Origin of the sequence: Kitasatospora fiedleri, assembly GCF_948472415.1 — a bacterium.
Taxonomy (GTDB): Bacteria; Actinomycetota; Actinomycetes; order Streptomycetales; family Streptomycetaceae; genus Kitasatospora; species Kitasatospora fiedleri.
Window position 1 is genome coordinate 305,856 of the sequence record NZ_OX419519.1, and the last position, 21,001, is coordinate 326,856.

At 73.9% G+C, this 21,001-nt stretch carries 20 protein-coding genes and 3 pseudogenes; 11 read left to right on the top strand and 12 right to left on the bottom strand.

The features are described from left to right. A pseudogene (locus QMQ26_RS01510) lies at positions 1-2,380 on the bottom strand (FHA domain-containing protein). 145 nt (positions 2,381-2,525) lie between these two features. Here QMQ26_RS01510 and QMQ26_RS01515 point away from each other — a divergent pair. Continuing rightward, positions 2,526-2,803 (top strand): annotated as a pseudogene (locus QMQ26_RS01515) (hypothetical protein). 124 nt (positions 2,804-2,927) lie between these two features. On the opposite strand, the gene QMQ26_RS01520 reads toward QMQ26_RS01515, so the two are convergent. The 6 genes from QMQ26_RS01520 to QMQ26_RS01545 all read right to left on the bottom strand — a co-directional run bounded on the left by QMQ26_RS01520 (position 2,928) and on the right by QMQ26_RS01545 (position 6,594). After that, entirely contained in the window at positions 2,928-3,707 is a 780-nt protein-coding gene (locus QMQ26_RS01520; protein WP_282204454.1) for a hypothetical protein, read from the bottom strand. A gap of 257 nt (positions 3,708-3,964) precedes the next feature. Then, a complete protein-coding gene (locus QMQ26_RS01525) occupies positions 3,965-4,405 on the bottom strand; it encodes a hypothetical protein (protein ID WP_282204455.1) in 441 nt (146 codons plus the stop codon). Next, positions 4,348-5,355 carry a serine/threonine-protein kinase gene (locus tag QMQ26_RS01530; protein ID WP_282204456.1) on the bottom strand — a complete coding sequence of 336 codons (1,008 nt, stop codon included), beginning with the start codon at positions 5,353-5,355 and terminating at the stop codon, positions 4,348-4,350. Before QMQ26_RS01530 ends, QMQ26_RS01525 begins: the two co-directional genes overlap by 58 nt. A gap of 185 nt (positions 5,356-5,540) precedes the next feature. After that, positions 5,541-5,849 (bottom strand): dsRBD fold-containing protein, encoded by a 309-nt coding sequence (locus tag QMQ26_RS01535; protein ID WP_282204457.1) that lies wholly within the window; start codon positions 5,847-5,849, stop codon positions 5,541-5,543. Next, positions 5,846-6,022 (bottom strand): hypothetical protein, encoded by a 177-nt coding sequence (locus QMQ26_RS01540; RefSeq protein WP_159072935.1) that lies wholly within the window; start codon positions 6,020-6,022, stop codon positions 5,846-5,848. The genes QMQ26_RS01535 and QMQ26_RS01540 overlap by 4 nt, the downstream gene beginning before the upstream one ends. Before the next feature lie 59 nt (positions 6,023-6,081). Further along, the gene (locus QMQ26_RS01545; protein WP_282204458.1) at positions 6,082-6,594 is read right to left on the bottom strand and encodes an HD domain-containing protein; all 513 of its coding nucleotides are present in this window, start codon (positions 6,592-6,594) and stop codon (positions 6,082-6,084) included. Between the two features lie 214 nt (positions 6,595-6,808). Here QMQ26_RS01545 and QMQ26_RS01550 point away from each other — a divergent pair, with 214 nt between their 5' ends. Continuing rightward, complete coding sequence (locus tag QMQ26_RS01550) at positions 6,809-7,441, top strand: nucleoside/nucleotide kinase family protein (protein WP_282204459.1); 633 nt, start codon at positions 6,809-6,811, stop codon at positions 7,439-7,441. 26 nt (positions 7,442-7,467) lie between these two features. Here QMQ26_RS01550 and QMQ26_RS01555 read toward each other — a convergent pair whose 3' ends face one another. Next, complete coding sequence (locus QMQ26_RS01555) at positions 7,468-8,259, bottom strand: DNA-formamidopyrimidine glycosylase family protein (RefSeq protein ID WP_282204460.1); 792 nt, start codon at positions 8,257-8,259, stop codon at positions 7,468-7,470. A 139-nt stretch (positions 8,260-8,398) separates the two neighbouring features. On the opposite strand from QMQ26_RS01555, the gene QMQ26_RS01560 reads away from it, so the two are divergent. The 6 genes from QMQ26_RS01560 (at position 8,399) to QMQ26_RS01585 (ending at position 13,038) form a co-directional block, all read left to right on the top strand. Next, positions 8,399-9,160, top strand: a complete 762-nt coding sequence (locus QMQ26_RS01560; protein ID WP_282204461.1) for an alpha/beta fold hydrolase — start codon at positions 8,399-8,401, stop codon at positions 9,158-9,160. Between the two features lie 308 nt (positions 9,161-9,468). Continuing rightward, on the top strand, positions 9,469-10,071 hold the full coding sequence (locus tag QMQ26_RS01565; protein WP_282204462.1) for a hypothetical protein: 603 nt from the start codon (positions 9,469-9,471) through the stop codon (positions 10,069-10,071). Beyond that, positions 10,056-10,370, top strand: coding sequence for a GNAT family N-acetyltransferase (locus QMQ26_RS01570; protein WP_282204463.1), 315 nt, complete (start codon positions 10,056-10,058; stop codon positions 10,368-10,370). The genes QMQ26_RS01565 and QMQ26_RS01570 overlap by 16 nt, the downstream gene beginning before the upstream one ends. A 366-nt stretch (positions 10,371-10,736) precedes the next feature. Continuing rightward, complete coding sequence (locus QMQ26_RS01575) at positions 10,737-11,063, top strand: hypothetical protein (RefSeq protein ID WP_282204464.1); 327 nt, start codon at positions 10,737-10,739, stop codon at positions 11,061-11,063. Between the two features lie 466 nt (positions 11,064-11,529). Then, positions 11,530-12,291 (top strand): alpha/beta fold hydrolase, encoded by a 762-nt coding sequence (locus QMQ26_RS01580; protein WP_282204465.1) that lies wholly within the window; start codon positions 11,530-11,532, stop codon positions 12,289-12,291. A gap of 204 nt (positions 12,292-12,495) precedes the next feature. Further along, positions 12,496-13,038, top strand: coding sequence for a GNAT family N-acetyltransferase (locus QMQ26_RS01585; RefSeq protein WP_282204466.1), 543 nt, complete (start codon positions 12,496-12,498; stop codon positions 13,036-13,038). A gap of 109 nt (positions 13,039-13,147) precedes the next feature. Here QMQ26_RS01585 and QMQ26_RS01590 read toward each other — a convergent pair whose 3' ends face one another. Both QMQ26_RS01590 and QMQ26_RS01595 read right to left on the bottom strand, forming a co-directional pair. Beyond that, on the bottom strand, positions 13,148-14,368 hold the full coding sequence (locus tag QMQ26_RS01590) for a serine hydrolase domain-containing protein (RefSeq protein ID WP_282204467.1): 1,221 nt from the start codon (positions 14,366-14,368) through the stop codon (positions 13,148-13,150). A 234-nt stretch (positions 14,369-14,602) separates the two neighbouring features. Further along, positions 14,603-15,070, bottom strand: a complete 468-nt coding sequence (locus QMQ26_RS01595; RefSeq protein ID WP_282206386.1) for a carboxymuconolactone decarboxylase family protein — start codon at positions 15,068-15,070, stop codon at positions 14,603-14,605. A 129-nt stretch (positions 15,071-15,199) separates the two neighbouring features. Between QMQ26_RS01595 and QMQ26_RS01600 the strand changes: the two are divergent. Further along, positions 15,200-16,125 (top strand): annotated as a pseudogene (locus QMQ26_RS01600) (pirin family protein). A gap of 217 nt (positions 16,126-16,342) precedes the next feature. Here QMQ26_RS01600 and QMQ26_RS01605 read toward each other — a convergent pair. Next, positions 16,343-18,061 (bottom strand): TROVE domain-containing protein, encoded by a 1,719-nt coding sequence (locus QMQ26_RS01605; protein WP_282204468.1) that lies wholly within the window; start codon positions 18,059-18,061, stop codon positions 16,343-16,345. 500 nt (positions 18,062-18,561) lie between these two features. Between QMQ26_RS01605 and QMQ26_RS01610 the strand changes: the two genes are divergently transcribed. Together QMQ26_RS01610 and QMQ26_RS01615 are read left to right on the top strand one after the other, a co-directional pair. Next, on the top strand, positions 18,562-18,810 hold the full coding sequence (locus tag QMQ26_RS01610; protein WP_282204469.1) for a DUF397 domain-containing protein: 249 nt from the start codon (positions 18,562-18,564) through the stop codon (positions 18,808-18,810). A 102-nt stretch (positions 18,811-18,912) separates the two neighbouring features. Continuing rightward, entirely contained in the window at positions 18,913-19,875 is a 963-nt protein-coding gene (locus QMQ26_RS01615) for a Scr1 family TA system antitoxin-like transcriptional regulator (RefSeq protein ID WP_282204470.1), read from the top strand. A 119-nt stretch (positions 19,876-19,994) separates the two neighbouring features. On the opposite strand, the gene QMQ26_RS01620 is transcribed toward QMQ26_RS01615, so the two are convergent. Continuing rightward, positions 19,995-20,807, bottom strand: a complete 813-nt coding sequence (locus QMQ26_RS01620; protein WP_282204471.1) for an SAM-dependent methyltransferase — start codon at positions 20,805-20,807, stop codon at positions 19,995-19,997. Positions 20,808-21,001 lie beyond the last annotated feature (194 nt).

Below are 21,001 nucleotides of genomic sequence, written 5' to 3' on the forward strand. Positions count from 1 at the left end.
CTACCGCCGCATCACGGCGGGTTCGTGCCGGCGCAGCAGTCGGGCGACGACCAGTCCGTACGCGACGGCCAGCACGATCAGCATCCCCAGGTCGAGCAGCCAGGTGCCCGGCCGGTGCGCGAACAGCGGGTCGTCGGTGAGCTCGCCGGGCACGGTGGCGTGCAGGTCGATGGTGGCGGCCATCGCGCCGAGCGCCCAGCGGGACGGGACCAGCCAGGACAGCTGGTTGAGCACCGGGATGTGGTCGAGTTGCAGCAGCGCCCCGCAGAACACCACCTGGACGATGGCGACCAGCACCAGCAGCGGCATGGTCACCTCCTCCTTCTTGACCAGCGCGGAGATCAGCAGGCCGAGCATCATCGCGGTGAGCGAGAGCAGCGCCACGGCGAGGGTGATCTCCAGCAGCGGCGGGAGGAACACCCCGCTGCCGCCCTGCGGTCTGAGCTTCACGCCGATCAGCGCGACCATGGTCAGCACCACCGACTGGACGACCGTGACGGTGCCCAGCACGACGATCTTCGAGCACAGGTAGGCGGATCTGGACAGGCCGACGGCGCGTTCGCGCTGGTAGATCGTCCGCTCCTTGACCAGTTCGCGCACCGCGTTGGCGGCGCCGGTGAGCACCCGCCGACGCACAGGATCAGCAGCGCGTTCAGCGCGGTGTCCTGGTCGAGCCGGCTGCCGGCCAGGGCGTGCGCCATCGCGCCCATGACGAACGGCAGCGCGATCATCACGGCGAGGAAGGTCCGGTCGGCGGAGAGCGCGCTGGCGTAGCGGCGGCAGAGCGTGCCGACCTGTTTGCGCCAGCGCCGCGGCCGGGGCGCTGGCGCGGGAACGATCCCGGCCTCCGGCCGCTCCCGCTCGGCGGGGGCGAGCGCGCCGGGCCAGTCGCCGGGGCCGCCGGCCGGGCCGCTGACGTAGCTGCGGTAGGGGGTGGAGGCGCGGAACTCGCCGGCCCAGTCGCGGTCGGTCTGGTTCTCGAACGCCTCGAAGGCGTCCGGCCAGTGCGCGAACCCGAAGTGCTCCAGCGTCTCGCCGGGCGGCCCGTACCAGGCGGTGCGCCCGCCGGGGGCGAGCAGCAGCAGCCGGTCGCACAGGTCGAGGCTGAGCACGCTGTGGGTGACCACGATGACGGTCCGCCCGTCGTCGGCGAGGCCGCGCAGCATCTGCATCACGGACCGGTCCATGCCGGGGTCGAGCCCGCTGGTGGGCTCGTCGAGGAAGAGCAGGGACGGTTTGGTGAGCAGTTCGAGGGCCACGCTGACCCGCTTGCGCTGGCCGCCGGAGAGGCTGGAGATGACCTGGTCGGCGCGTCTGCCGAGGCCGAGTTCGTCGATCACCTCGTCGACCCGGGCGGCCCGCTCCTCGGGCGCGGTGTCGTCGGGGAAGCGCAGTTCGGCGGCGTACGCCAGGGCCTTCCGGACCGGTAGCTGGGTGTGCAGGATGTCGTCCTGCGGGACGAGGCCGATCCGGCGGCGCAGTTCGGCGTAGTCGCGGTAGAGGTCGCGGCCGTCGTAGCGGACGGTGCCGCGGTCGGCGGGGCGCAGCCCGGTGAGCGCGTTGAGCAGGGTGGACTTGCCGGCGCCGCTGGGCCCGGCCACCGCGAGCAGGCACTTCTGGCCGACCGGGAAGGTGACCCCGTCGAGCAGGGTGCGGCCGTCGGCGACCTGGACGGTGAGGTCCTCCACATCGAGGTCGATGTCGCCGGTGTCGACGAACTCCTGCAGTTCGTCCCGACCAGGCAGAACACCGAATGGCCGATTCCGACCAGGTCACCGGGCCCGACGGGGGCCTGGCGCACGGGCCGGCCGTTCAGGTAGGTCCCGTTGTGGCTGTCCAGGTCGGCGATCCGGTAGCCGCCGCCGGGCGCGGCGCGCAGCTCGGCGTGGGCCGGGAGACCGACAGGTCGCCGACCACCAGGTCGTTGTCGGGGCGCGGCCGATCCGCACCACCCTGGTCGGCAGCGGCATGACGCTGGACGGCGGCCGGCGGGAGCCGGTGATCGCGGTCAGCGCGGACGGGCGGCTGCCGGGCAGCGGGTGCACGGCGGTCGGTTCGGGCAGCGCGCTGAACGTGCAGCGCAGCCCGTCGCCCGGGCTGCCCAGGCACAACACGGTGCCCGGCCCGATCTCCAGGTGGACGACCCGGTGGCCGTCGGCGGCGTAGGTGCCGTTGGTGGAGCCGGTGTCGTCGACGAACCAGTGGCCGTCACCGGCGTGCAGTTGCGCGTGGTGCCAGGAGACCCGCGGGTCGGTCAGCACGATGTCGCCGGTGGGGTCGCGTCCGAGTGCGTACCTGCGGCTCGCGTGATGACCGTGGAGTCGCCGTCGGTTTCGAGGATCAGTCTCGGCGCGGTGAGCGCACCCTCTCGCTCTCCCATAGCTCGATGCTAGACCGCGCGGTGGGCACCCGCCCGGGGGGCGGTTTTCAGCCCTTCGGGTGACAGTGGGAAGCGGCCGCCCCGGATCGGGTACCTGTGGGGTCGGGACCGAGCGTCCCGTTGGGCGGCGGATGGGAGCTGGCTTGTGAACACCTGGGCAACCTGGACCACTCAGGGCATTCTGTCCGGCCACGGCGGCGTGCGGACCGTCGAGATCGGCGTCATCACCGGGGACCTGACGGTGCACACCATGTGGATCGAGGGCGAGGCGCGGCTGACCGTGCAGTACAGCGGCGCGCTCGACTGGTTCACCGTGGAGGGCAGCCCGTGGCCGCCGCGGACGAGGCGACGGCGCGCGAGGTGCACCAGCACATGGTCGAGGCCGTGAAGACGGGCGGAGGTGCCACCGCTCCACGGTCCTGACCGGAGGCCCGGCCCGGGCCGCCGCCGACCCGCCGTCGGCCGCGGCCCGGGTTCCGTGCGTCCCGGCCCGGCGCTCGGCGTCCGGAGCACGGACCGTCGGGTCCTGGGTTGTCGGGCCGTCGGGTCACGGGCAGGCGTAGGCGAACGCGGCCTCGGCGTAGTGCCCGCTGCCGTTGGCCCCCTCCAGGACCTCCAGCCGCGCGTCGGCGGCGAACTCGCCGTGTCCCCGGAAGCTCCACTCCAGCGTGACGTCGGTGTGCCGGTGCCCGGCCGCCACGTGCTGGACGAACGGCCCGGAGACGGTGCCGTCGTTGCGCAGCCACCGGTAGGTCACCCGGCCCGCGCCGCCGTCGGTCTCCAGCGTCCCGGTGACCACGGCGGTCCCGTCGCACCCGGGCCCGGCGGACGCGGTCCCCGCCGTCACGCCCACCACCTCGACGGGGCGCCCGTACCGCTCCCACAGCAGGTACCCGAGCAGCGCGAGCAGGAGCACCAGCGGCACCAGCAGCCACCTGTCCCACCGCCGTGGCGACGGCGCCGCCGCCACGGCCTCCCCGCGCCAGACCGCGACGGCCCCGGGCGGCACCCCGGGGCCGTACCGCCGCAACTCGCCCTCCGGCGCGGGCCCACCGGGCTCGGGAAGGGTCGCGGCGAGGTCCACGGGAGGCGGCGCCACCGGACCCAGCCGGACGGTCTGGGCCGCGTCGTCCAGCCGGACGGTCTGCTCGGCGTCGGACGGCGGTGGCGGTGGCGGGACGGCCGGGCGGAGCTGGACGGTCCGCAGGTCGTCCTGCGGGGCGGCGGCGGATCGCAGTTGGACCGTCCGGTCCGGGTCGTTGCGCCTGCGGACCGGCCCGAGCCGGAAGCCGGGGCGGGGATCGGGGTCGGGGGCGTTGTCGGTCATCGTCGTGCTCCTCCTACCTCGGCGGGCAGATCATGAGGTACGAGGGCGAGGCGGTGGTGTCCCCGCCGGGGTGGTGACGCTCACGCTCACGTTCTTGGCCCGCTGGTTGCAGGCGAAGGTGTGCGGCCGGGTCACCGTCCCCTTCGCCGGGACGTCGACGGACTCGGCTGCGGAAGGAACTCCGTCGTCGTACCAGGTCAGCGTCACTCTCCCCGCGGTGCTCCCGGCCGGTTCCACCGACACCAGGAACCCGGCCGTCAGCGTCGTCCCTCCACACGGCCGGAGAGCCTCCGCACCGTCACGGTGACCGGCGGCGCACTGCTCGCCGTCGCGCTGGGCGTCGGACCGGGCGCGGTCGGGCTCGGGCTCGGCTTCGGGGAGGTACTGGGCTTCGTCGTCGGGCTCGGCGACGTACTCGCGCCGGTCTCCTCGGTGGGGGTCGGGGTGGGTGAGGCGCTGGGGCTCGGGCTGTCGTCGGGGGTCGGCGGGGGCTCGGCCGTCGGGGGCTCGGCGGGCCGGACGCTGGTGGTGGCGAGCGGGGCGGCGACCGGCCGCGGGTCGGCGGTGGTGCCGCTCCCGTCCGCGGAGGCGACCGCCGCGAGCGCGCCCGTGACCAGGACGATCGCGCCGACGGCGGCGATCAGCCGTCCCCGGAACGGAACGCGCGGGCGCGGGGCCGGTGGCGGCGGGGCGAGCACCGTCGTCGCGTACGAGGTCGCGCCGGGCAGCGCGCCCTCGCCGAGGGCGGAGGGCAGCAGCAGCGGCAGCAGGGCGACCAGCGCGGCCAGCCGTTTGCGTCCGCGGTCCTCCCAGTCCGCACCGTAGGCGGCCCCGGCGGCGGCCTCCAGTTCGCCGACCAGGGCCTCCGCGCCGGCGGGGCGCTGTTCGGGGTCTTGGCGAGTCCGGCCCGGATGAGCGGGCGGAGCGCTTCGGGGGCCTGGACGTCGGGGATCTCGGCCTCGGTGTGCTGGACGGCGAGTTCCATCAGCGTGGTGCCCGCGTAGGGCTTGGCACCGGTGAGGCACTCGAAGAAGGTCGCGGTGGCGGCGTACACGTCGGTGGCCGGGGAGGCGGGGCGGCCGGCCCACTGCTCGGGGGCCATGTAGGCGGGCGTCCCGGCGACGGTGCCGCCGGAGCCCGTGCGGACGGCGATGCCGAAGTCGACGAGTTTCGACTCGCCGTCCGCGGTGACCAGGACGTTGCCCGGCTTGTAGTCGCGGTGCACGACTCCGGCCCGGTGCGCGGCGGCCAGGCCGAGCAGGGAGCCCTTGAGGACGACGAGGGCGGCCTCCGGTCCGGTGCCGCCCTCGGCGCGCAGCAGGTCGCGCAGCGAGACGCCCTCGACGAGCTCCATCACGATGGCCGCGCCGCGCGGGCCCTCGACGTACTCGTACAGGCGGGTGACGTGCGGGCTGTCGAGAGCGGCGAGCAGTTCGGCCTCGACCCGAAACGCGGCCTGGTCGGGGTGGTCGCCGAGCAGGTACTTGACGGCGACGGGGGTGCCGGTGGCCCGGTGCCGGGCGAGGACGACGCGGCCGGACGCGCCGGCGCCCAGTTCACCTCCGTGCGCGTAGTCGGGGAGTTCCCAGCGGGCGTCCTGCGGGGGCCGGTCGGCCGGTCTGCCCTCCGGGTGCTGATCGTCGCTCACCTTGTCCACCCCCGGCGCCCCCGTGCTGTGCGGGGGCGTCCCGTCCGTCGCCTGCGGGCCGGCGCGGGTGCGCGGCCACCGGGAGTGACGCGCCCCCGGCCGGAGGAGTTCCGGTCCGGGGGCGGGGGAAGGTCACGATTCGACCGCTTCGCACACCGATGTTCCGCACATCGACGTTCGGATCGTCACCAGGCGCCGCCCGAGGGTGGCACGTCGCGGCGGCGGGCGGACTCGGCGGCCTCGGCGGCGGTGGAGCCGTGGTGGATCAGCTGCTGGCCGAGGGCGGTCAGCGCCCGTCCGACGGCGAGTTCGTCGCCGATCTCCGGGTCGGCGGGGTCGGTCCGGCTGCGGTGCGCCTCGGCCTCGACCTCGATCAGGTTGACGCCGGTGTCGAGGACGGCGTGCGCCTGGGTGAGGTCGCCGGCCTCGACCACCCGCAGCCGCACCGACCACTCGGTGCTGTGCGGCCCGGACGCCGCCATGTGGCCGCTCACCGCCGCTCCTCCTGCTGCTGGGACGGGTCCGCGGTCGGGTCGCCCTCGGCCCGGGACTCCTCCCCCGCGTGCATGGTCTGGTAGGAGGTGATGCCCTCCTCCGGGTCGGCGGCCCGGACGTCCTCCTCGTCCCGCCGGTCCTTCTGGTCGAGCCTGTCGTTCATCTCGGACATCCCGGGCTCCTCGCTCTGGCACCCCCGCTGATCCTTCCAGCGTGCCTCCGCAGGCGGCCTCAGTCGAGTTCGGCCAGCAGGTCCGGGTTGACCGCTCCGACGATCGTCCGGACGTCGGCCTCCGCGACGGCGGGCCACAGCACCGCGCGGGCGTCCCTGTAGCGCTCGGCCAGCCGGGCCCGGTCCGCCGCCGGGAGCAGCGCGGCGCGGTCGGCGCGGGAGTTGTGCGCGTTGTCGGCGATCTTGACCAGGGTGGCGGCGTGGTCGGTGACGACGTCCAGCAGCATCGTCCGGTAGTCCGTCCCGGCCGTCCGGGTCACCCGCCGGACGGTCGCCACCACGGCGGCGGGGACGCCCGCGGCGAGCAACTCCCCGGCGGTGAGCGGGGTGTCCTCCAGGACGTCGTGCAGCAGCGCCGCCATCCGCACCCCCGTCCCGAACGGGGCGACGCCTGCGGCCACCGCCCGCACGTGCTCCACGTACGGGACCCCGGTCCGGTCGTACTGGCCGGCGTGCGCGCGGGCGGCCAGGGCGTCGACCTCGTCGAGGGTCAGCGGCGGTGCGGCGGTCATGGTGTCTCCCCTTCTGCTTCTGCTTCTGCCTTCCGCACTCCGTCCGGAGTGCCCTGCCTGTCGTGGCTCCGACTGTCGTGTTCGAGCCGTCGTGCTCCGCGCGGAGCACCACGCCCGGAGTGTTCCACGCGCCGCCCGTCGGCGGAGCGGCGGGTGGACGGCCGCTCGGCCACCGCGACGTATAGTCCGGTTGACCGAAGGGAGTGATCGTCCGGTGCGGGTGACCCCGATCTCCCCGGAGCGGCTGGCCGAGCTGCTCGCGGGGCGCATCCACGAACTGGCCGACGACGACCGGCGGCTGCGGGTCGCGGTCGACGGCGCGGCGGCGACCCGGCCGGGCGAGTTGGCGGACGCGCTGGCGGAGCCGCTGCGCCTGCTCGGGCGGCCGGTGCGGCGGGTGTCGGCGGGCGACTTCCTGCGCCCGGCGTCGGTGCGCTTCGAGTACGGCAAGGAGGACCCGGACGCCTTCCACGACCTCTGGCTGGACCAGGGCGCGCTGCTGCGCGAAGTCCTCGACCCGCTCGAACCGGACGGCGACGGCCGCGTCCTGCCCACGTACTGGAACCCGGTCAGCGACCGCGCCACCCGGGCCGGGTACGTGGAACTCCCGCCGCGCGGCGTGCTGCTGCTGGACGGACCGTTCCTGCTCGGCCGCTGGCTGCCGTTCGAGCTGACCGTGCACCTGACCCAGTCCGCCGCCGCGCTGGCCCGCCGCACCCCGGAGGCCGAGCGCTGGACGCTGCCCGCGTTCGAGCGCTACCGCACCGAGACCGTCCCGGAGGAGCTGGCCGACCTGACGGTGCGGGTCGAGGACCTGCGGCACCCGGCGCTGGTGGAACCGGGCTGACCGGGGACTTCGGGGCCGCCGGGGCGTCAGGAGGTCGGCGCGGGGCCGCGCTGGCAGCGCGGGCACCAGTAGGCGACGCGGTCCCGGTCGTGCTTGGCGATGCGGATCGGGGTGCCGCAGCGCACGCAGTTCCGGCGGCCCCGGCCGTACACCCAGTGCTGGTGACCGGGCCGGGTGTCGCCGGTGGTGACGTGGTCGGGCCGCAGCTTGTTGGCGTCCAGCACCTGGTGGGCGCGGTGCAGCAGCCGCTCCGGGTCGGGCAGTTCGCCGACCGGCAGCCAGGGTGTGACACCGGCCAGGAAGGCCAGCTCGTTGGCGTACACGTTGCCGATGCCGGCCAGGTTGCGCTGGTCGAGCAGGGCCGCGCCGACCGGACGCCGCGGGTCGGCGAGCAGGCGGCGGCGGGCTTCGGCGGCGTCCCAGTCCGGGCCGAGCAGGTCGGGGCCGAGGTGGCCGACCACCCGGTGCTCCTCCTCGGTGCGCAGCAGTTGGACCACCGGCAGCCGGTAGCCGACGGCGGTGCCGTGCTCGGTGCCGAGGACCACCCGGATCTGGAACGCCGGGCCGCCGCGCGGGCGTTCGCCGGGCCGGAAGGTCTGCCAGCGGCCGTCCATCCGCAGGTGGGTGTGGAGCGTCACGCCGCCCTCGAACCTGGTCAGCAGGTGCTTGCCGCGCGGCACCGTCCCCAGCACCCGGCGGCCCGTCAGGTCGGCGGTGGCGTGGGCGGGGACGCGGAAGTCCGTCACCGTCAGCAGGTGACCGGCGAGCGCCTGGTCGAGCTGGGCGGCGGCGTGGTAGATGGTGTCTCCTTCGGGCACTCCCCCATCATGCCGCCCGGCACCGACACCGTCGCCGGCGCCGCCACCCGCGCCGTCACCGGTGCCGTCCGCGGCCCCGCGCTCTGCCCGCAGCGGAAATCGCTGGTCAGCGGCCCGTCCCTGCCCTACGGTCGGCGGAATGACGATCACTCACGAGGTGGCCGGAAACGGCCCCGCGGTGGTTCTGCTGCACTCCTCCGTCTGCGACCGGCGGATGTGGGACGGGCAGTGGGACGCCTTGCGCGCGGCCGGGTACCGCGTTCTGCGGTGCGACTTCCGCGGTTTCGGGGAGACCCCCTGCGCGGACCGGCCGTACGACAACCTGACCGACCTGGCGGAGCTGCTGGACGAACTCGGCATCGAACGGGCGGCCCTGGTCGGCTCCTCCTTCGGCGGTCGGCTCGCCCTCCAGTTCGCGGCCCGCCACCCCGACCGGGTCGGCTCGCTGACCCTGCTCTGTCCGGGCAGTCCGGACCACGAGCCGAGCGCCGAACTGCTCGCGCTGGACGACCTCGAGGTCGGCCTGGTCGAGTCCGGCCGCCTGGACGAGGCGGTCGAGCTGATGGCGGACACCTGGCTCGGGCCGGACGCGGACGAGGCGGCCCGGGCGAAGCTCCGGGTAATGCAGCGCAACGCGTACGAGGTGCAGTTGGCGCCCGAGCAGGAGATCTCCCCGACGCCGGTCGAGGTCGACCTGCGGGCGGCCGTCGCGCCCACCCTGGTGTACTCCGGCGCGCACGACCTGGACGACTTCCGCCGGATCGCCGCCGAACTGGCGGCCCTGCTGCCGGACGCCGAGCACCGCGAACTCCCCTGGGCCGGCCACCTGCCCGCGCTGGAGCGCCCCGCGGAGATCGCCGAGCTGCTGCTCGCCCGGCTCGCCGAGGTCGGCCGGCGCTGAGGCCGTGGCCCGGGCCCGGCCGGTTCGTTCTGCGGACCGCCGTCCGGGCCGCTCCCCGGATTCACTCCAACGGGTGAATCCGGCCGGTCGGCCGGGACGCCGCGCGCACGAGGCTCCCGGCCGACCGGCCCTGTTTTCGGCCCGTGCGGACCTTCGGGCGGCGAGGAGAAACGGTTCGTCCCTGACGGGTCGTCACCGGCCGTTTTTCGAACAGGTGGTGCGCAGGGTTCGAAAAAACCCGTGCACACGATCGACCGCTCTGATGTGATGCCGCCTGATCAACCTCCACGAGAGGAAGCACCACACCCTTGGACGGCAGCACGATGCGCGACGCGAACGACACCCCCACCCCCGGGTCGAAGGACGTCCTGGCCCGGCTCGAAACCTATTACGACGCGGTTCCCCGGTTCTCCGCGACGACCGAGGAGCACGGCCCGTTCACCCTGTTCGTGCGCACCGGGCAGGGCTGGCACTACTACGGGCGGCCCACGCCGGGCGGCCCGGGCGTCTTCACCGCCGAGGACGTCGAGCGGGTCCGGGCCCGGCAGCGGGAGATCGGGGCGCCCGAGAGCTTCGAGTGGGTGCACGAGACCACGCCGGGTCTGCGCGCCGCCGTCGAGGCCACCGGGCTGGAGGTGCACGAGCACCCGCTGCTGGTGCTCGACCTCGACGAGTCGCCCCCCGCCGAGGCCACCACCGCCGACGCCGCTGCCGGGGCGGCGGCGGACGACGGCCCGAGGTCCGGGTGCTCGCCCCGGACGACCCACCGCTGCCCGCCGCCGTCATGCTGCCGCACCTGGCCTTCGCCGAGTCCGGCACCCAGGTCGGCACCGCCGGGCCGGAGCAGCTCGCCGAGGCGGTGCGGGGCCCCGACACCGAGGCCGCGGCCGCCCGCATGGCCGATCGGATAACGGCCGGGCGCACGGTCCTCGCCGCGACCGTCGGGCCGGACGGCACCCCCACCGCCTCCGGCTGCCACCAGCCGGTCGGCGAGGTCAGCGAGATCGTCGCGGTGGCCACCCTGCCGGCCCTGCGCCGCCGGGGCCTGGCCCGCCGGGTCACCTCGCACCTGGTCGAGCACGCCCGCGCCACCGGGGTCCGGACGGTGTTCCTCTCCGCGAGCGACGACGCCGTGGCGCGGGTCTACGAGAGCGTCGGCTTCCGCCGAATAGCCACCGCCCTGATCGCCGAGCCGCCCACCGAGGGCTGACCGGCCGCCACCCCGCCACTGCCGGCCCGGCCCCACCCGGTACGGCGGCGGGCCGGGTGGGGCCGGGGGCGACAGCGGGTCGCTCCCGTCCGCCCGCCTTCCGCGTCCCCCGCTTCCCACCAGCCACCACGGTCGGGTCCGGCGACCGGTCGCGGCGACAGCGTCGGGCCGCCCTACCCGTTCCCGGTGACGAGCGGGAGCCGACAAGACGTCAACTGGGAGGAGCAGCAATGGACACCGGGGCGTCGAGCGCGCGTTCGGGTGTTAGAACCGGCGTCCAGCGGGCACATGTGTTGCTACCTGGGAGCAGGATCGCGTCGGCGGGGAAGGCCGGGGCGTGCCTGCCTTGCGGCGCGGAGGTGGTTGATGGACGGACCCGCACTCTCCCCCCGTGAGCTACTGATCCTCCAACAGATCGAGGCAGAGCTGGGGAGCGATCAGGAGCTGGAGCGCGAGCTGCGCACGATGCGGACAGCGAGGATGGCCCGGCTACGACGGACGTTGGTGGCCCGGCCGTGGATCGTGGTCACGGTGATCTCGTCCTGTCTGGCCGTCTCGTTCGCACTGCTGGCGCTGGCAGTGGTGTGGGACCAACCGGTCCTGCTCCTGGCCGTGGTGGTCGGTTGGGCCGCCGTGTTGGCGATGCTGATGGCGGTGGCGACGCACCTGCGCCGCCGAGGACGAATCCGGTAGCCGCCCACCCGTCCCGCCCCGGTCGGCCCGGCTGACCAGGTCGGCGGGTCGGCAGCTCCGTGGATCAGCAGACCGTCGGGAGGAACAGGGCACGGGGAACGGGCAACGGCGGGCGGGGCGGTACGGGTCCGCCACCGCACGCCCCCCCGCCACCCAGCGCGTCCCCCACGCGTACAACGCCCACGGGTCCACTCGGCAGTTGACCCGATGCGGCGAAAAGCGACGCCCCCGGCCGTAGCGCGACAGGAAAGCCTCCGTCCACCGCCGGCCCTCCCGTCCTTCTCCAGGGTCGGGCCGTCCTGCGGCGGTGCCCGCGTACAGTGGCAGGTCCGGGGCCGTGGCGGACGCGTGCGAACGTCGGTGGACGGTTCCGGGCGGCTGCGGGCCCCTCCGGGGGCTGCGGACGGCAGCGAACGACGGTGCACGGCGGTACACGACAGCGGACGGCTACGGCAGGGACGGTGCAATGGACGAGCGGGTCGCGGTGCGCTCCGACGGCGCGGCAGCGGAGGCGCACCGGCTGCTCTCCTGGCGGGCGCTTCCGCCCTCGCCGGACGCGGCGGTGCTGGTGCTGCACGGCGGCAGGGAGCACGGGGCGGAGCCGCCCACGGCGCTGAACCTGCCCGGGTTGCGGATGCGGCCGTTCGCCAGGGCGGTGCAGCGCGCGGCGGGGACGACGACGGCGGGCCGGTCGCTGGCGGTGGGCATGGTGCGCTACCGGTACCGGGGCTGGAACGGCGACCGGGCGGACGCGGCCCGGGACGCGGAGGCGGCGCTGGCCGACCTGGTGGAGCGGCTGGGGCCGGTGCCGACGGTGCTGATCGGACACTCGATGGGCGGCCGGGCGGCGCTGCGGGCGGCGGCCCACCCGTGCGTGCGGGGCGTGGTCGCGCTGGCGCCGTGGTGCCCGCGGGGCGAGCCGACCGCGCACCTGCGGGACCGTTCGGTGCTACTGCTGCACGGCGACCGGGACAGGATCACCCCACCCGGCGACACCGACCTGTTCGCGCTCCGGGCCCGGGCCGACGGCGCGCGGGTGGCCGGTTACCGGGTGCTGGGCAGCGGCCACACCCTGCTGCGGCGGGCCGGCGACTGGCACCGCGCCGCCGCCGGGCTCGCGCTGGGCCTGCTCGGCCTGGAGACGCTGCCCGAGGAGGCCGACGCCGCCCTCGCGCTGTGCGGCCAGGACCCGGGGGGCCTGCACCTCCCCCTCCCCGGCCGCCGCTGACCCCTGGCCCCGGGGCTTGCGGTCTCCAGGGCCGCGGTTCGGGGGGCTGCGGTCCCGGAGGGGGCTGCGGCCCCCGGGCGACGGGCGGGTGACCGTCCGGTGACAGGTGGTGCGGATCAGGCTTCCGGCTCGACTCGGGCGGGTAGGGAGCGCACACTCCGGTGGAGGGAGACGTCCGCCAATCGACTGAGGGAGGACCCGCCCATGGGGATCAGCCTGACCACTGATCGGCTCGTCGTCCGGGAGTGGACACCGGACGACGCCGAGGACGCGCTGGCCGTGTATGGCTCCACGGACGTCGCCCGCTGGCTGACGCCCGTGATGGACCAGGTCGTCGATGCCGAGGCGATGCGTTCGGTGCTGCGCACCTGGGAGCAGGAACAGGCCGGGCTGCTGCCGCCGCGCGGGCGGTGGGCGGTGGAGCGGCGCGAGGACGGGAAGGTGGTCGGCGGCCTGGGCATCCGTCCGCTGCCGCCGTACGACGAGGACCTGGAGATCACCTGGCAGCTCTCCCCGCAGGACTGGGGGCAGGGCTACGCGACGGAGGCGGGCCTGGCGCTGCTGCGCTGGGTGTTCACCCAGGACATCGAGGAGGTCTTCGCGGTGGCCCGGCCCAAGAACGACCGGGCGCACGCGGTGGCGAAGCGGCTGGGCATGCGCTGGGTCGGCGAGACCACCAAGTACTACGGCCTGAACCTCCAGGTCTACCGAATCCGCCCGGCCGACCTGCCCGGCGACCAGTTCTGACCCGCCGGCACCCTGCCTCCCGCGCCCGGCCGACCGGTACAGGCCGGTCCGGGGCGAGGCCGAGGCGGGGCCGGGACGGGGCAGAGGCGGGACCGATCCGGGGCCGGGGCTACTTCTCGGTGGGCAGCTCGTAGACGTGGCCGGGGGTGGCGATCGAGGTGACGGCCTTCGCGAAGAGGGTGGAGGGCTCGCTGCCCTCGTGGATGATGTCGGTGTTGAGCAGGATCACCAGGGTGGCGTCCTGCTCGGGCAGGTAGAGGGTGACGCTCTCGTAGCCGGGCAGCGAGCCGTTGTGGCCGACCCAGCCGCCGATCCGGAACAGGCCGAGCCCGTAGCCGGCGCCGTCGCCGAAGCCCGGGACGGGGATGAACTTCTCGCGTTCGGCCTGGGTGGCGGGGCTGAGCAGGGTGCCGGTGGCCAGGGTCTTCGCCCAGTCGTGCAGGTCGTGCAGGTCGGAGATCATCGCCCCGGCCGCCCAGCCCCAGGACGGGTTCCAGTGCGTGGCGTCGGCGACCTGGCCGTCCAGGGTCTGGTCGGTGTAGCCGTGCGCGTAGGGGCGGGGCAGTTCGGCGCCGCGCGGGAACAGGGTGCGCTGGAGGTGCGCGGGCTCGGTGACGTTGCGGTGGATGAAGTCGCGCAGCGGCATCCCGCCGAGCTTCTCGACCAGCAGGCCGAGCAGCACGGTGTTGGTGTTCGAGTACTGGTAGTCGCTGCCGGGCGGGAACACTTTGTCGTGCTTGAACGCGTACCCGAGCAGTTCCTGCGGGGTGAACGGCCGCTCGGGGTCGCTGAGCAGCGCGTGCACGAAGTCGTCGTCGAAGGTGTAGGAGTACAGTCCGCTGCGCATCTCGGCGAGTTGGCGGATCGTGATGTGCTCCCCGTCGGGGACGCCGTCGAGGTACTCGGCGATCGGGTCGTCGAGGCCGACCAGGCCGCGGTCGACGAGTTCGAGCACGGCGGTGACGGTGAAGGTCTTGGTCTCGCTGCCGATCCGCATGTTGAGGTCGGGCGTCATCGGCTGTCCGGTGGCCCGGTCGGCGACGCCGTCGGCGCGGACGTACGTGCCGCGCCCGGGCAGCCACAGTCCGACGATCACACCGGGCGTGCCGGTCTCCTGGCGCACACCGGCGATCGCCTCGTCCAGCCGCGCCGCGAGGGCCGGGTCGAACGGGCAGTCCTCGTCCTCGAATTGGTGCACGGGGCGGTGCGCGGGCTGCACGGTCGGGCGGATGAACGCGGCAGCGGAGTCGGCCGCGGCCGGGGCCGCGGGGACGAGGGTGCTCAGGGCGAGCAGGGCGACGGCGAGTCGCCGGGCGCGGGGACGGCGCATGGGGGCATCTCTTCCGGGAGGGTGTGGACCTGTTCCGCACAGGTCACCACCCGGACCCGCCCGTTGGCCCCGCCCGGCCGCCGGGACGCGAGGATTCCACCCGTGCGGCGGTCGTCCGCCCCGCCTGTCGGCAGGGCGCCACCGAACACGGGCGGCCGGGCCCTCCACCGTCGGACCGCCGACCGGGACCGGGACCGGCTCGGCCGACGGGCCGTCAGCGGGCCCGGCGGTCCGTCAGCGGGCCGGGCGGACCGGGTGCTTGCTGAGGATCGACACCCGGTTGAACGCGTTGATGGCTATCGCCACCCAGATCACCGCGGACATCTCCTGGTCGCCGAAGACCTGCCGGGCCCGCGCGTACGCCGTCTCCTGCGCGCCCGCGTCGGACGGGTGGGTGGTCGCCTCGGCCAGCGCGAGGGCGGCGCGCTCGCGCTCGTCGAACACGGCGGCGTCCCGCCAGGCGGCCAGCACGCCGAGCCGCTGCGCGCTCTCGCCCTCCTTGAGGGCGGCCTTGGTGTGCACGTCCAGGCAGTAGGCGCAGCCGTTGAGTTGGGAGACCCGCAGGTTGACGAGTTCGACCAGGCGGCGGTCGAGTCCGGCGTCGGCGGCCGCCTGCCGGACGGCCTCGGCGGTGCCCAGCAGGGCGCGGAACGCCTGCGGGGTCTGCTTGTCGACATAGACCCGGCCCGTCGGGGTGGTCACCTCGGTCACCTGGACTCTCCTCCATCGCGCACTGGCGTTCGTCGGCTGCTGCGGTCCATGATAGTTGAAGATGTAACGATTTGCTGGACGTGTTCGCCGACCGACGGCGGCACGGGAGGGAGCACCCCGATGAGCACCACCGACCACGGCACCGCCGAAGTCCTGCCCCCACGGGACGTCCCGCTCGGCGGACCGCGCGCGATGACCGTCCGCCGCACCCTCCCCCAGCGCGACCGCACCCTGATCGGCGCCTGGTGCTTCATCGACCACTACGGCCCCGACGACGTCGCCACCACCGGCGGCATGGACGTCGCCCCGCACCCGCACATCGGCCTGCAGACCGTCAGCTGGCTGTTCAGCGGCGAGATCGAGCACCGCGACAGCCTCGGCGTGCACGCCTTCGTCCGGCCCGGCGAGCTCAACCTGATGACGGCCGGCCGGGGCATCGCGCACTCCGAGACCTCCACCGCCGCCACCACCGTCCTGCACGGCGTCCAGCTCTGGGTCGCCCTCCCCGACGCCCACCGGCACACCGCCCGCGACTTCCACCACCACGCCCCCGCCCCCGTCCCGCTCCCCGGCGGCGGCGAGGCCCGCGTCTTCCTCGGCACCCTGGCGGGCGACACCTCCCCCGTCCCCACCTTCACCCCGCTCCTCGGCGCCGAACTCACCCTCCCCGCCGGTGCCGCCACCACCCTCGACGTCGACCCCGCCTTCGAACACGGCCTCCTCGTCGACCAGGGCGACATCCTCTTCGCTGACACCCCCCTCCGCCCCGCCGACCTCGGCCACCTCCCGCCCGGCCGCACCACCCTCACCCTCACCAACACCTCCCCCGTCCCGCCCGCCTGATCCTGCTCGGCGGCCCGCCCTTCGGCGAGGACATCGTCATGTGGTGGAACTTCATCGGCCGCACCGGCGAGGAGATCGCCCAGGCGCGGCTCGACTGGGAGAAGGGGGTCCGGTTCGGCGAGGTCCACGACTACCCGGGCGACCGCCTGCCCGCCCCGGAGCTGCCGAACGTCGCCCTCAAGGCGCGCGGAAACCGTCACTGAGCTGCCGAATTCCTTGCCTTGGCGGGTCGGCGGCCACCGGAGCGCGAAGACCTCCACGAACGTCTCCACCGCCTCGCAGGGCACCGACGTGGGGAAGGAGACCGTGGGCAGGAAACGGGACACCATCACCGACACGATCGGCCTGCCGCTGATGCTCCTGGTCACCGCCGCGAGCCTGCGGGACGGCACCTCCGGCAGGCGGTGATCCGAGCGCGGGTCAGTCGGAAGCGGCAGGCGGGGGCTCCCAGGGCCACTGCTCGGCTCCGCCCGCCTCGAGTAGTGGCACCAGCCGGAACGCGGCGTCGGACAGGCCGCCGAAGACGTGCCGGTTCGGGGCGGGCGGGGCGTGGCCGGTGCGGTGGCCGCACAGGTTCCAGGTGTAGACCGGGATGCCGGGCGGGACGGGTGCGAACGGGTCGAGTGGCCCGAAGAGGCCGGGCTGTTCGTCGGTGATCACCACGACGCGGTGATGGCCGTCGAAGTGCCGGGCGACGGCACCGGCTGTGTCGGTGCCGCCCAGGTCGTGGAAGCGCTCCACGACGGCGAGCAGCGAATCGTCCGGTGCCGGCCGGACCGGTCGGCTGCCGGTGCCGAACTCGACCAGGTCGGCCTGCTCGGCGCGCAGTGCCAACGCGCTGCCGAACACCGCGGCGGCGTCGGCCCGGGTCAGTTCGGTGCGGCTCTCCGGTACGCCGAACATCGAGCCCGAGCGGTCCACCAGAACCAGCGTCCGGCCGGGCAGGTGGGGGACGTTGGCGAGCGAGTGGCTGAGCGCCGTCTCCAGCGCGGCTGCCCAGCGCAGGCCGGGGGCGGCACGGTGGGCGGCGAGGAAGCGGAACGGGAACTGGCGGGAGCGGGCGACCTGGGCCGGATCGGCGATCCGGGCCGCGACCAGCGTCGCCGCCGCGTCGCCGATCCCGGCCTGGTCGAAGTTGCGCAGGTTGCGCACCAGGGCCATCGCCCCCATGGACGGGATCACCGCTTCCCAGGCCGCCGCGTCCATCGGACCCTGCAGCCAGCCCGCGAGCGCCTCCCAGGTCATTCCGGCGGCGGCCAGTCTGCGGGCCGCGTCGGGGGCGGCGAGGACGGCCCGGCGTTCGGCGACCGGGAGTTCGGCCAGTCGCTGTCGCTCCGTCAGCAGGGTGTCGGTGCGGGGCGGTACGGCCTGGTGCGGGCGGTGCCGACGGTCCAGGACGTACCGGAACAGCTCGCCCTGCCACGGGTGGCCGGCGGCGGGGGCGGGGTGGGTGAGCTCCAGCACGTCGGCGAATCGGAAGGCGTGTGACGGGGTGTCGTACTTCAGCACGGCCCGCGAGGTGTAGAGCCGACGGACGGCGTCGCCCAGGCCGCGGCGGACCGGCTGGGGCAGCCGACGGCCGTACCGGGCCGTCCAGAGTGCGAGGAACTCACCCGGCTCGTCGGGGCGTTGGAGCACCGCGTCGACGGCCTGCCGCGCGTGGCCGGGGGCCTTCGCCTCCGCCCGGGCCCGGGCGAACTCGACGGCGCCGACCACGGCCGCGGAGCGGATCTGCGCCTGGCCGCGCAGCCAGCGCAGCAGGCCGAGCGTCCAGCGCGGGTCTTCCAGGGCGAGGCGGCGGACCAGCGAGGTGAAGCGCTGCTCCCGATCGGCGGCGTTCTCGTAGAAGCTGTGTCGGCCGGAGAAGTGCGTCACGGCGAGCACGAACAGCTCGGTGCGCGGGTCGCGCTGCCAGCCGGCTCCGCCCTGGTGGTTGGTGAGCCGGGCCCCGGACCGGGCCACGGTCAGGGCCGAGGACCTGAGGACGGCCGAGGGCGTGTGCGCCGGCCGCGGGGCGACCGGCCACCTGCCGTGGAGCGCCAACTGCCCACTGGCGCCGGCCGCGAAGAGTTCCGGTGTCTCGGTGCGGATCTCCACCCTGGTGGCGACTTTGATGCGCTGGCGATTGAACCGGGTCATGCAGGAAGCCTCCCTGGCGGGCACGTGGAAGAGGCCGGATGACGGCGCGTCGGGAGACGCCCCCCGTGATCGAAAGCGGGTGCCGGTGTGAGGTCGTCAGAGAAGTAACCGGAAGACCCAGCGCATCGGGGGGCGTCGGTGCACAACGTAGACCGCCCTCGACCCGCTGTCACCCGATTAATTCCCCGGCCGCAGGAGCGTCGGCCGAGGCGGCCGACGAGAGTCGGAACGCGGCTCCGCTCCGTCGTGATGGACGACGGGCGACAGGCGAAGGGAGCGGGCACGGGCGCGGGCAGATCAAAGTCTGATCGGAATATATCGTTTTCGCTCCCGAATCACCCGATCAGGGAGTGGCGCTGTTCGATTTTTGGGCGCAATGATTCACTCTGCCCCCTCCGGGCAATTGCACGTGGGATTGCACGGTCGGCTGACCTGCGAAATCCCGGAAAAGTATGACCGGAGGGCGTGATCCGCGTTTTTCGTACAAGAGGAGATGAGTCATGGACCGTACTGGCGAGCACTACAATGGGATGTCGGCGGATGCCATCGAGTCGCCGTACCCGGCGCAGAAGGCCGTGAAGAGCCAGGGGCTCGGGGAGTGCGTGACCATGCGTCGCCTGCCCGACGGCCGGGTGGCGGTGTTCCACAGCAAGGACCCGGGCGGCCCGGCCCTGGTCTTCACCCGGCCCGAGATCGACGCCTGGCTGGACGGCGCGAAGAAGGAAGAGTTCGACAACCTTCTGAGCTGATCACACGGGGTTTCCCGTTTTCGCGGGAAACCCGGCGTGACGCCGAAGCCCTCCCTGTGTCAAGCTGGCCGCGATCATTCGGTTTTTCGCAAGGGGGGCCTCGTGTCCGCTGACCCGTTCGACAGCGCTGATTCGAACGAAAACCTGGAGCCGATTTCCCGCGCCGCCGATCAGGGCGCGCCGGAGTGGTCCATTCCCGCCGCGCACCTCGGCCGCAAACTGCGGGCCCTGCGCGGGGGACGGACGCTGCAGTGGTTGAAGACCCGGACCCACTTCTCGGCGTCGAAGCTGAGCCGGATCGAGAACGGGCAGCGCCGCCTGAACAACCCGGAGGACGTCGCCACGATCCTGAACGCCGTCGGGCTGCTGCACGGCCCCGACCGGGCGGCGCTGATGGAGCTCGCGGTCGCCGCGTCGCAGAAGAACCCGCCCGGCTTCCACCGGGACTCCGGCGCCGGGGCGCAGCAGCGGCTGTCCGGGATGGTGTGGCGGGCGACGCTGCTGATCGCCGTGGACGTGAACGTCGTCTCGGGTGCGCTGCAGACCGACCGGTACATGGCGGCGGTCACCGAGGAGACCGTGCTGCGCAGTCGGCTGCACGAGGCGCCGGCGGCGATCGAGGCGCGCAAGGTGCGTCGGCGGGTGGTGCGCGAGTCCGGGGTCCGGGCGGTGTTCTGCATGCACCAGTCCGCGCTGTACCGGGTGATGGGCAGCCACGAGCTCATGGTCGAGCAGTTGGAGAAGCTGCTGGAGTACACCGAGACCCCGAGCATCGGGGTGCGGATCATCCCGGTGGAACTGCCGCTGGCGCTGCAGGTCATGAACCTGACCCTGCTGCACTTCGACACGCCGGACGCCATGCCGGAGCTGATCTACGTGGAGACCGGCGAGCGGGAGGGGCACTACTACTACCCCGGCGAGGGGGACGCGGCGGCCTTCGAGGACTACAAGGAGGTCCTGAACACGGTCGTGGCCAGGGCCCTGCACCGCGAGCCGAGCCGGAAGCTGATCCGGAAGGCCGTCGCCTGGCACCGGGCCCGGATGCGGGGCGGGTCGGCCGGGTGACGGGCGCGGTTCCGCCGCCGCGGAACCGCGCCCACCGGAGAACGGCCCCACGTCCGCCAGGTCACCGGACGACGGCCCACGTCCGCCAGGTCACCGGACGACGGCCCGGGCCCGCCAGGTCACCGGACGACGGCGAGGCCGCCGAACTCGATCCACTCGTCGCTGCGCTGCCGGGGGAAGACCTCCCGGTCGGGGCGCCAGTAGGTCACGTCGCGCAGGCCCGGTTCTTCGATCCGCAGCCGGTCGATGTCGAAGAAGGCCCGCACCTCGGCCTCGGTGCGCACCCGGCCCCAGCGTCCGCCGGTGCCCTCCTGCATGAGGCGGGTGACCCCGTCGCGGACCTTCTCGTCCTCGCTGACGAGCTGGCACACCACCACGACGCTTCCGGCGGGCAGGGCGTCGACGGTGCGCCGGATCATGCCGAAAGGACCCTGCTCGTCGGTGAGGCAGTGGGCCACCGACACGAACAGGGCCGCGACCGGCTCCCGGAGGTCGATCCTGGAGCGGAAGTCCTCGTGCGCGAAGATCTGCTCGGTCAGCGTCATGTCGGACGCTATCAGCGCGACCCGCGGGTTCTCGTCGAGCAGGAGGCCGCTGTAGGCCCGGACGTGGGGGTCGTTGTCGATGTAGACGACGCGGCAGTCCGGGTCGATGCGCTGGGCGACCTGGTGGACGTTGTCCTGGGTCGGCAGTCCGGAGCCGTGGTCGACGAACTGCCGGATGCCGTAGTCGCGGACGATGATCTCGACGACCCGGCGCAGGAAGGCGCGGTTGTTCAGCGCCAGCTCCTTGGTGCTGGGCGCGATCTCCAGCAGCTGCGCGACGGCGGCCCGGTCGGAGGCGTGGTTGAACCGCCCGTCGAGCAGGTAGTCGTACATTCTCGCGGCGGTCGGCTTGCTGACGTCGATCTCGTCCGGCAGTGAATCGCTCACGCGTTCCCCCTCGCGTCGCCAAGTGGCTTCTGCGCCAGTCAATGTGACGGCCCGTCATGCTATAGCGCGGGCATGGCGAAGCGGCATCACCCGTGCGGGTGGTGCATGGCGCAAGCATGGCGAGCCCTGGCGCGACCCCTGGTGCGGGCCCGCTCCGGCGCGTTCCGAGGGGGAGGAAGTGCGCCGGAGCGGAC

Excerpts from the sequence above, each read along its gene's own strand:
- QMQ26_RS01520 (WP_282204454.1), bottom strand. The coding sequence starts at position 3,707 with ATGACCGACAACGCCCCCGACCCCGATCCCCGCCCCGGCTTCCGGCTC.
- QMQ26_RS01540 (WP_159072935.1), bottom strand. The coding sequence starts at position 6,022 with ATGTCCGAGATGAACGACAGGCTCGACCAGAAGGACCGGCGGGACGAG.
- QMQ26_RS01545 (WP_282204458.1), bottom strand. The coding sequence starts at position 6,594 with ATGACCGCCGCACCGCCGCTGACCCTCGACGAGGTCGACGCCCTGGCC.
- QMQ26_RS01560 (WP_282204461.1), top strand. The coding sequence starts at position 8,399 with ATGACGATCACTCACGAGGTGGCCGGAAACGGCCCCGCGGTGGTTCTG.
- QMQ26_RS01570 (WP_282204463.1), top strand. The coding sequence starts at position 10,056 with ATGGCCGATCGGATAACGGCCGGGCGCACGGTCCTCGCCGCGACCGTC.
- QMQ26_RS01575 (WP_282204464.1), top strand. The coding sequence starts at position 10,737 with ATGGACGGACCCGCACTCTCCCCCCGTGAGCTACTGATCCTCCAACAG.
- QMQ26_RS01580 (WP_282204465.1), top strand. The coding sequence starts at position 11,530 with ATGGACGAGCGGGTCGCGGTGCGCTCCGACGGCGCGGCAGCGGAGGCG.
- QMQ26_RS01585 (WP_282204466.1), top strand. The coding sequence starts at position 12,496 with ATGGGGATCAGCCTGACCACTGATCGGCTCGTCGTCCGGGAGTGGACA.
- QMQ26_RS01590 (WP_282204467.1), bottom strand. The coding sequence starts at position 14,368 with ATGCGCCGTCCCCGCGCCCGGCGACTCGCCGTCGCCCTGCTCGCCCTG.
- QMQ26_RS01605 (WP_282204468.1), bottom strand. The coding sequence starts at position 18,061 with ATGACCCGGTTCAATCGCCAGCGCATCAAAGTCGCCACCAGGGTGGAG.
- QMQ26_RS01610 (WP_282204469.1), top strand. The coding sequence starts at position 18,562 with ATGGACCGTACTGGCGAGCACTACAATGGGATGTCGGCGGATGCCATC.